The 2500-nt window shown below is 54.4% G+C and carries 1 tRNA gene and 2 rRNA genes (1 of these 3 cut by a window edge); all 3 read right to left on the minus strand.

The annotated features are described in order from the left end of the window. Positions 1-2 precede the first annotated feature (2 nt). Positions 3-79, minus strand: a tRNA-Met gene (locus tag FHT76_RS41055). A 290-nt stretch (positions 80-369) separates the two neighbouring features. Continuing rightward, positions 370-484 (minus strand): 5S ribosomal RNA (gene rrf, locus FHT76_RS41060). A gap of 110 nt (positions 485-594) precedes the next feature. Continuing rightward, a 23S ribosomal RNA gene (locus tag FHT76_RS41065) occupies positions 595-2500 on the minus strand; it runs 895 nt beyond the window's last position.

Here is a 2500-nt window from a genome sequence, read left to right on the forward strand (position 1 = left end):
TTTGGTTGCGGGGGCAGGATTTGAACCTGCGGCCTTCAGGTTATGAGCCTGACGAGCTACCGGGCTGCTCCACCCCGCGTCCTCAAGGTGAGGCTCCTTCGCCTCATCCTGACATCGACGAACCGCGCAGCGGTTTGTCGTAGTGCCGGGGCAACTGCGAAGCGGTTGCTCCCGTACGACGTTTCCGTCGTCATTCCGGAGCAAAACCCTATGGGTTTTGTCTCCTGTAAGGGACGCACCATTATATGTCTGGTGAATGCCCTCAAATTTCAGTCGGCCGATTATAGCAGAAAGGACCGCTTTAGGCGGCCCTTTTGTTTCGGCCTGGGCCGTTTTCGTTCAGAGAAGATTTTTTGTTGCGCTTGGCAGACCTGGCAGCGACCGACTCTCCCGCGTCTTAAGACGAAGTACCATAGGCGCTGGGGCGTTTCACGGCCGTGTTCGGAATGGGAACGGGTGCAGCCGCCCCGCCATAACCACCAGGTCAGCGAAGCGCAACAAATTGAGAAGCTGGCAGGCATTCGCCTGTTTTCTTTTAAACACGTCTAGGCGTCATTTCTGTCTGATGACAGTCATGAGCATTGATCAATGAGAACGATCAAGCCAATCGAGCTATTAGTACCGGTAAGCTTCACACATTGCTGCGCTTCCACACCCGGCCTATCAACGTGGTCGTCTTCCACGGCTCTGATAGGGAATACTCGTTTTCAGGTTGGTTTCCCGCTTAGATGCCTTCAGCGGTTATCCATTCCATATGTAGCTACCCTGCTATGCCGTTGGCACGACAACAGGTCCACCAGAGATATGTCCATCCCGGTCCTCTCGTACTAGGGACAGATCCTGTCAATATTCCTACACCCACGGCAGATAGGGACCGAACTGTCTCACGACGTTCTGAACCCAACTCACGTACCGCTTTAAATGGCGAACAGCCATACCCTTGGGACCTGCTCCAGCCCCAGGATGCGATGAGTCGACATCGAGGTGCCAAACAACCCCGTCGATATGGACTCTTGGGGGTCATCAGCCTGTTATCCCCGGCGTACCTTTTATCCGTTGAGCGATGGCCCTTCCACGCGGGACCACCGGATCACTATGACCGACTTTCGTCTCTGCTCGACTTGTCAGTCTCGCAGTCAGGCGGGCTTATGCCATTGCACTCGACGACCGATTTCCGACCGGTCTGAGCCCACCATCGCGCGCCTCCGTTACTCTTTCGGAGGCGACCGCCCCAGTCAAACTACCCACCATACACTGTCCCGGATCCGGATAACGGACCGCGGTTAGACATCCATGACGATAAGGGTGGTATTTCAAGGATGGCTCCACGGAAACTGGCGTCCCCGCTTCAAAGCCTACCACCTATCCTACACATGCCGACACGAATGCCAGTGTAAAGCTATAGTAAAGGTGCACGGGGTCTTTCCGTCTGACCGCAGGAACCCCGCATCTTCACGGGGAATTCAATTTCACTGAGTCTATGTTGGAGACAGCGGGGAAGTCGTTACGCCATTCGTGCAGGTCGGAACTTACCCGACAAGGAATTTCGCTACCTTAGGACCGTTATAGTTACGGCCGCCGTTTACTGGGGCTTCGATTCAAAGCTTGCACCTCTCCTCTTAACCTTCCAGCACCGGGCAGGCGTCAGACCCTATACGTCGTCTTGCGACTTCGCAGAGCCCTGTGTTTTTGATAAACAGTCGCTACCCCCTGGTCTGTGCCACCCCACCACACTTGCGTGCGAAGGGGTCACGCTTCTTCCGAAGTTACGCGTGCAATTTGCCGAGTTCCTTCAACATAGTTCTCTCAAGCGCCTTGGTATACTCTACCTGACCACCTGTGTCGGTTTCGGGTACGGTCTATACGGTGGAGCTATTTCCTGGAACCGCGTCCCTGCAAGATCAATCCAATAAGACCTTACAAGTTGAGCAATCCGTCACTACCACCAGGCCCACGAATATTAACGTGGTTCCCATCGACTACGCGTGTCCGCCTCGTCTTAGGGGCCGGCTAACCCTGCTCAGATTAACTTTAAGCAGGAACCCTTGGTCTTTCGGCGAGAGGGTCTCTCACCCTCTTTATCGTTACTCATGTCAACATTCGCACTTCCGATACCTCCAGGACCCCTCACGGGTATCCCTTCACAGGCTTACGGAACGCTCCGCTACCACGTGTATTGCTACACATCCTCAGCTTCGGTGCATGGCTTCAGCCCCGTTACATTTTCGGCGCAAAGACCCTTATTTAGACCAGTGAGCTGTTACGCTTTCTTTAAATGATGGCTGCTTCTAAGCCAACATCCTGGTTGTTTTGGGATCCTCACATCCTTTCCCACTTAGCCATGACTTGGGGACCTTAGCTGGAGGTTAGGGTTGTTGCCCTTTTCACGACGGACGTTAGCACCCGCCGTGTGTCTGCCGACTAGTACTCCCCGGTATTCGGAGTTTGGTTAGGATCAGTAAGACGGTGAGTCCCCATAGCCCATCCAGTGCTCTACCCC

The organism is Rhizobium sp. BK176 (assembly GCF_024808055.1).